The sequence below is a fragment of the Elioraea rosea genome, assembly GCF_007644105.1.
GTDB classification, from domain to species: domain Bacteria; phylum Pseudomonadota; class Alphaproteobacteria; order Acetobacterales; family Acetobacteraceae; genus Elioraea_A; species Elioraea_A rosea.
Genome location: NZ_VFAC01000001.1, coordinates 362575 through 369581 on the forward strand (window position 1 = coordinate 362575; position 7007 = coordinate 369581).

Consider the following 7007-nt stretch of genomic DNA (forward strand, 5'->3'; position numbering starts at 1 on the left):
TTCCCCCGTACCACCAGGAGACCTGCCATGACGATCACACGTCGCGGCCTCGGCGCGCTCGCCGCAGGCCTCGCCTCCACGGCCGCACCGCCGACGCGCGCGCAGGCGCCGGTCACGCTCGAGGTGTTCTACGCCTTCCCCTCGTTCGCGCGGTTCCACGAGCCCGTGGCGAAGATGTTCATGGAGGCGAACCCGACGATCCGGATCAATTTCCGCGCGCCGGCTCCGTCCTACGACGAGGGCCACCAGACCGTGATGCGGCAGGCGCTGACGAACCAGCTTCCGGACGTGTTCTATTCGGGCTTCCACCTCCTGCCCGAGCTGGCTCGAGCGCTTGCCCGCCGAGGCCAGATCGTGGAGCTCGACGCGATGCTCGCCGGGGAAGGCGAGACGTTCCGTCGCGAGAACTACAGCGACCGCATCCTTGCCCTCGGGCAGGTCGACGGGAAGCTCTACGGCCTCGCCTTCAACGCCTCCAACCCGATCCTCTATGTCAACGCCGACCTCGCACGCCGCGCCGGCGCAGACCCCGACGCACTGCCGAGCGAGTGGGACGAGCTGATCGCCCTCGCGGGCAGGATCAACAGCCCGTCCGAGGGCATCAACGGCATCGCCTATGACGTGCATGGCTGGCCCGATGGCTGGCTGTTCGAGGCGATGATCACGCAGAACGGCGGGCGCCTCCTGAAGGCGGACGACAGTGCCGTGGCGTTCGATGACGGCACCGGCCTTGCCGCGCTGCGCATCTTCCGCCGGTTCGTGACCGAAGGCGGGATGCAGCTGATCGACTGGAACCAGTCGCGCCAGCAGTTCGGTGCGGGCAAGATCGGCATCTACGCCGCGAGCCCTGCCAACCTCCAGCAGATCAACGGCCTCGTCGGCGAGAAGTTCGCGCTCAGGACGCACACCTTCCCGATCACCGACAAGGCGAACGGACGCATCCCGACGGGCGGCAACGGCGCGGTGATCCTCGCCCGCGACGATGCGAGGCGCAGGGCGGCCTGGGAGTTCCTGAAGTTCGTCACCGGACCGGAGGCGCAGAAGGTCGTCGTCGAGATGACCGGCTACCTGCCGACCAACCTCCGCGCGGTCGGCGACGCCTTCCTCGGCCCGTGGTACCGCGCCAACCCCAACGCGCTCACCCCCGTCCGCCAGGCCGACCGCGCAGGGCCATGGGGCGGCTACCCGGGCGGGAACAATGTGCGGATCTGGCGTGCCCAGCGCGACGTGATCGCCCTCGTGATGCGGGGCGATCTCACGCCGGAGGCCGGGCTCCAGCGCCTTGTATCGGAGACCAACATGCTGATGAAGGGCGCCTGAGCCGCTTCGATCCGGTGAGGGGCGGGGCCGGTCCCTGCCCCTTTTCGTTGCCGCCCGGTTGCGCGACACTCCCCCGAGCCACGCCGCGGAGGAGTAGAGACCATGCGCGCAAACAGCCTTCACACCCTCGACCTCGCCCATGTCGTGCACCAGCAGACCGACCTCGACGCGCACCAGCGCGAAGGCGCGGTGCTGATCTCGCGCGGCGACGGCGTGCACGTGTGGGACACCGAGGGGAACAAGTACATCGAGGCGATGGCCGGCCTCTGGTGCGCCTCGCTCGGCTTCTCCGAGAAGCGGCTTGCGGACGCCGCATACAAGCAGCTCCTGCAGCTCCCCTACTACCATACGTTCTTCCAGAAGGGGCACGAGCCCTCGGTGCGGCTTGCTGAGAAGCTTGCCGCGCTCGCGCCGGGCGACCTCAACCACGTGATGTTCCAGTGCTCGGGGTCGGAGGCGAACGACGCCGCGATCAAGGTCATCTGGTACTACAACAACCTGATCGGCCGGCCGCAGAAGAAGAAGCTGATCGGGCGCATCCGCGGCTATCACGGCAACACGGTCGCCGCCGCCTCGGTGTCGGGCCAGCCGCACATGCACGCGGATTTCGACCTGCCGTTCGGCGGGCGCTTCTTCCACCTCTCCAACCCGAACTACTACCGCGCGCATGAGCCCGGCGAGACCGAGGAGCAGTTCTCCGCCCGCATGGCGGCGGAGCTCGAGGCGCTGATCGAGCGCGAGGGTGCGGACACGATCGCTGCGATGTTCGCCGAGCCCGTGCAGGGCGGCGGCGGCGCCATCACGCCACCGCGCGGGTATTTCGAGGCGATCCAGCCGATCCTGAAGAAGAACGACATCATGCTCGTCGCCGACGAGGTGATCTGCGGCTTCGGCCGCACCGGCAATCTCTGGGGCACCGAAACCTACGGGCTCGAGCCGGATATCCTCACCTGCGCCAAGCAGCTCTCGGCAAGCTACCAGCCGATCAGCGCCACCATCATCTCCGACCGCATCTTCGCCGCCCTCATCGAGGGCAGCCGCAAGAACGGCAGCTTCGGCCACGGCTTCACCTACGGCTCGCACCCGGTCGCCTGCGCCGTCGCGCTCGAGACGCTCGCGATCTACGAGGAGCGCGACATCCTCGGCCATGTGCGGAAGGTCTCGCCCGCGTTCCTTTCCGGCCTCGAGAAGTTCCGCGATCATCCGCTCGTTGGCGACGTGCGCGGGGTGGGGCTGATCGCAGGCGTCGAGGTGATGGCCGACAAGGCGACGCGCACGCCCTTCGAGCCGTCGCGCAAGGCGGGCCTCGTCGTGCAGCAGGCCTGCCAGGATGCCGGGCTGATCGTGCGCGCGATCGGCGACCGCATCGCCTTCACCCCGCCGCTTATCATGACGGAGGCCGATATCGCCGCGATGTGCGACGCCTTCGGCAAGGGTCTAGACGCGGCCTGGGCGCAGCTCCGCTCGGACATGGCGCACGCGGCAGAGTAACCGTCTTGCCTCCCTCGTTCCGTCGCGGCACAAGCGCGACGGAACAGGGAGGAATGACAGCATGAGCCAGGGCTCCGATCTCGAGATCGCGCGCGCCGCAACGCTTCGCCCGATCGGCGAGATCGCAGAGAGAGCCGGGGTTCCGGACGAGGCCCTCTCCCCCTTCGGCAAGTACAAGGCCAAGGTCGCGCTAGAGGCTGTGGTCAACCGGCCGGCCAGGGGCAAGCTCGTTCTCGTCACCGGCATCAACCCCACCCCTGCAGGCGAGGGTAAAACGACGACGACGGTCGGGCTGACGGACGCGCTCCGCCGCATCGGCGTGCGCGCCATGGCCGCCCTTCGCGAGCCCTCGCTCGGCCCCTGCTTCGGCACCAAGGGCGGCGCGACGGGCGGCGGCTACGCGCAGGTCGTGCCGATGGAGGACATCAACCTCCACTTCACAGGCGACTTCCACGCGATCACTTCGGCGAACAACCTGCTCGCCGCGATGATCGACAACCACATCTACTGGGGCAACGCGCTCGGCCTCGACAGCCGCCGCATCTCCTGGCGGCGTTCGATCGACATGAACGACCGTGCGCTCAGGCACATCACCCAGAGCCTCGGCGGCATGGCGAACGGCTTCCCGCGCGAGGATGGGTTCGACATCACGGTCGCCTCGGAGGTGATGGCGGTGTTCTGCCTCGCCAACGACCTTGCCGACCTGCAGGCCCGGCTCGGGCGCATGATCGTCGGCCAGCGGCGCGATGGCTCCTCCGTCACCACCGCCGAGCTGAAGGCCGATGGCGCGATGGCGGTGCTGCTGCGCGATGCGCTCGCCCCCAACCTGGTGCAGACGCTCGAGGGCACGCCTGTGTTCATCCATGGCGGGCCCTTCGCCAACATCGCGCATGGCTGCAACAGCGTGATCGCGACCAGGGCGGCGCTTTCGCTCGCCGACGTGGTCGTGACCGAGGCGGGCTTCGGCTGCGACCTCGGCGCGGAGAAGTTCCTCGACATCAAGTGCCGCCAGGCGGGGCTCTCGCCTTCCGCCGGCGTGATCGTCGCGACCGTGCGCGCGCTCAAGATGCATGGCGGCGTCGCGAAGGCCGATCTCGGGCGCGAGGATGTCCCGGCTGTCCGCCGCGGCGTGGTGAACCTCACCCGCCATATCGAGAACCTCTCGGGCTTCGGCATTCCCGTTCTCGTCGGCCTCAACCGGTTCACCACCGACACCGATGCCGAGATCGAGGCCGTGAAGCAGGCCGTCGCCGAGGCAGGGGCGGAGGCGCATCTCTGCACCCACTGGTCGGATGGCGGGGCGGGCGCGGAGAGCCTCGCGCGGGCGGTAATGGCACGCGTCGAGACCGCGCCGGCCGCCTTCACGCCGCTCTATCCCGAGGGGATGGGGCTTGCAGAGAAGATCCGCACCATCGCCACGCGCATCTACCGCGCCGCCGACATCGCGATCGCCCCGGCCGCTGCGAAACGGCTCGAGGGGTTCGAGAAGGCAGGCTTCGGCCACCTGCCGATCTGCGTCGCCAAGACGCAGTACAGCTTCTCTGCCGATCCCACGCTTCTCGGCGCGCCGACTGGCCATGTGCTGCCTGTCCGCGAGGTAAGGCTGTCGGCCGGTGCGGGGTTCGTCGTGGCACTTGCGGGGGATGTCATGACGATGCCGGGCCTGCCCAAGGTTCCGGCCGCGGAAACGATCCGCCTCGACGCTGCGGGCAACATCGAGGGCCTGTTCTGACCGGGCGCAGCCTGACCGCGCCCGCTCCGGGTCCTACATGACGACGCCCAGGAGGACCTTGAGAAGCTCCTCCAGCGGCATCATCGTCAGCAGGAGCGGGGCGAGCGGTGCAAGGGTCGCGAGCGTCACCTGGGTAACGGCCTGCTTGGTCACGGGCACGATCTGCATGCCGCGAACCACGCTCACGACGTTGTTCAGATCGGCCATGGACTGGATGTCGGCCGTTCCGAGCAGCGGCTCGGATTGCGGGGGATCGTCGCGCAGCCACTTCGCATCGAAGCCGCGCGCATAGCTCTGGGCGAATGCACCGTACTCGCGGTTGCCGCGGCGCTTGGCCGCAGCCAGTTGCGGCGTGAACACGAGCAGCGGTCCGAGCACCATCAGCAGCATGAAGGCGACGATGACCGCGATCTCGAGCTTGTAGTCGGCGAGCGACGCACCGGCGAGCAGGATCGCGTCGGCCAACACGGCAGCGAGAAGCACCCCATGCGTGGCCGCCAGAAGGGTCAGCGCGTGCGCGATGCCACCCAGGAACGCCAGCCCGCCTACGCCATCGGGGTGGATCGGCAGGATACGAAGCTTGATCCGCGAGACCTGCCAGAGAAACCGTGCCCAGATGAACAGGCGGAAATACCAGCGCACCAGCAGGAACTGCGAGATCGGCAGGCTCGCGTAACAGAACCAGAGCCCAGCGACAGTCAGCACGCCGCCCCCAGGACCCGGGATCGTGTACCAAGTCGAGACGTCGAGAGCGATGAACTGGCGCCAGATCACGGTGACGCCGACGGCATAGACGAAGGCGACGAGCAGCAGCTCCGCAATGACCGAGTCGCGCAGCCGCATCGCCGATGCGATCGCCTCGCTGAACCGATCTCGGGCCGTCTCGGGAATCAGGTCGCGCTCGAAGAACTGCTCGACAAGCCCTCTGACGCGCTGGTGCACGATCAGCTCCGCCGCGATCAGGAGCGGCAAACCGATGAGAAAGCGGATATGCGTGGAAATGTCGCGAAGGAACGGCACCTCGACCTCTCCGCCCCACAGCCGTCCTTCAACGGCCGACAGCAGCAGGAGCGGCGCCCAGGCAGCCAGCGAGATGATCACGATCCGCCGCTTCAGAAGCGTCAGCGCATCGTCCTCGAGATGGAGACGCCGCAGGATCTGGAACAACGGTCCGCCGATGACCAGCGAGAAATCCGTCGTGATCGGGAAGGGGCTCGCCCTGTTGGGGGCAGAGGGGGGCTGCATTCGTCCGGGACCTCTCCACACCCTCCGTTCGCCGTGGCCGGCCGATGGAATGCCCGCGTAGGCCGTCGCACGTCGCGCTGATCCGCCCTGCCCCACGCCCTCGGTTCAGCCCCGGAAGAATCCGAAGGGATCGCGATCGAAACGGCGCGCCATATAGTGCGCGCGGCGCGGGCCGTCCGCAACCATGTTTCGTTGCGGATCCCGCACCCCGCGGACCGTTCTAGCCAAGCGGCCGGGACGCGTCCTGCCGTCTCGCCGGTCCGCTACCCGAGCGCCCGCGACCGTGCCCGCGCATAGTCGCACACCGCCGCGGCAAGGTCGCCCATCGCCGCCTGCACGCGCGCGAAGCCCTCGTTGCGCACGTGCACCGCCTCGTTCATGAAGAGGTCACGCCGGATCTCGACCTGCAGCGAGTGCCGGCCCGTCGCCGGGTCGCCGTAGCGGCGCACGATCTCGGCCCCCTTGTACGGATCGTTCACCGCGACGTCGAAGCCGAAGCGCTCGAGCGTCTCCTTCACCAGACGGGTGAAGCCCGGCTCGCACGAGGTGCCGTCCCGGTCGCCGAGAACGATGTCGCGCCGCCGCGTCCCGGCTGCATCGGGCGTCATTCCGTTGGCGACCGACTTCATCGAGTGGCAATCGATATGCCAGACGGCGCCATGGGCACGGTGCGCACGGTCGAGCGCGCCCTTCAGCGCGGCATGGTAGCGGCGCCAGTAGCGGGCGATGCGCCGCTCCACCTCCGCGACGGTCAGTCGCCGGTCATAGACGAACAGGCCCGGGACGACGGCGCGGCGGATGAGGCCGATGCCGAGATCGCTCTTCGGCCCGGGCTTCAGCGGAGCCGGCCACTCGCCCTCGATGAGGCGCGGGTCGATGTCGTCCGGCGCGCGGTTCCCATCGATGTAGCTTCGGGGGAACAGCGCAGCCAAAAGCACCGCGCCATGCTCGGGTGCGGCGGAGAACAGCTCCTCGACGAACGCATCCTCCGCCCCCCGCAGGGCGGAGACGGGGAGCACGGCACCGAAATCGTCGGGGTAGACGCGCCCCGAATGCGGGCTGTCGAACACGACCGGCACGGGCGCGACCCCGCGTGGCGGATCGTGCCGGACAAGCACGCCGGGCACGAGGTGCATGGCTCAGCCGAGCGCGGCGGCGGCGGCCTCCACGGCCGCCTCGCGTTCCGCCTGCCGCGACGCCGCGGCCGCCCGGGCGCGCG

Annotated in this window: 5 protein-coding genes; 3 read left to right on the plus strand and 2 right to left on the minus strand. The window is 68.8% G+C overall.

The annotated features are described in order from the left end of the window. Positions 1-27: 27 nt before the first annotated feature. From FIF60_RS01715 to FIF60_RS01725, 3 genes are all read left to right on the plus strand, one after another. On the plus strand, positions 28-1320 hold the full coding sequence (locus tag FIF60_RS01715) for an ABC transporter substrate-binding protein (protein WP_144183133.1): 1293 nt from the start codon (positions 28-30) through the stop codon (positions 1318-1320). Positions 1321-1422: 102 nt separating this feature from the next. Then, positions 1423-2811 carry an aminotransferase gene (locus FIF60_RS01720; RefSeq protein WP_144183135.1) on the plus strand — a complete coding sequence of 463 codons (1389 nt, stop codon included), beginning with the start codon at positions 1423-1425 and terminating at the stop codon, positions 2809-2811. A 61-nt stretch (positions 2812-2872) separates the two neighbouring features. Further along, the gene (locus tag FIF60_RS01725) at positions 2873-4543 is read left to right on the plus strand and encodes a formate--tetrahydrofolate ligase (RefSeq protein WP_144183138.1); all 1671 of its coding nucleotides are present in this window, start codon (positions 2873-2875) and stop codon (positions 4541-4543) included. A gap of 33 nt (positions 4544-4576) precedes the next feature. Here the strand turns inward: FIF60_RS01725 and FIF60_RS01730 are convergent, their stop codons facing one another. Together FIF60_RS01730 and FIF60_RS01735 are read right to left on the minus strand one after the other, a co-directional pair. Next, on the minus strand, positions 4577-5788 hold the full coding sequence (locus FIF60_RS01730; protein ID WP_144183140.1) for a hypothetical protein: 1212 nt from the start codon (positions 5786-5788) through the stop codon (positions 4577-4579). A 263-nt stretch (positions 5789-6051) separates the two neighbouring features. Further along, positions 6052-6924: an N-formylglutamate amidohydrolase gene (locus FIF60_RS01735; protein WP_144183142.1), complete on the minus strand. Its 873-nt coding sequence runs from the start codon at positions 6922-6924 to the stop codon at positions 6052-6054. Positions 6925-7007 lie beyond the last annotated feature (83 nt).

Bases quoted from the DNA above. Each gene is read 5' to 3' on its own strand.
- FIF60_RS01715 (WP_144183133.1), top strand. From the start codon at position 28: ATGACGATCACACGTCGCGGCCTCGGCGCGCTCGCCGCAGGCCTCGCC.
- FIF60_RS01720 (WP_144183135.1), top strand. From the start codon at position 1,423: ATGCGCGCAAACAGCCTTCACACCCTCGACCTCGCCCATGTCGTGCAC.
- FIF60_RS01725 (WP_144183138.1), top strand. From the start codon at position 2,873: ATGAGCCAGGGCTCCGATCTCGAGATCGCGCGCGCCGCAACGCTTCGC.
- FIF60_RS01730 (WP_144183140.1), bottom strand. From the start codon at position 5,788: ATGCAGCCCCCCTCTGCCCCCAACAGGGCGAGCCCCTTCCCGATCACG.
- FIF60_RS01735 (WP_144183142.1), bottom strand. From the start codon at position 6,924: ATGCACCTCGTGCCCGGCGTGCTTGTCCGGCACGATCCGCCACGCGGG.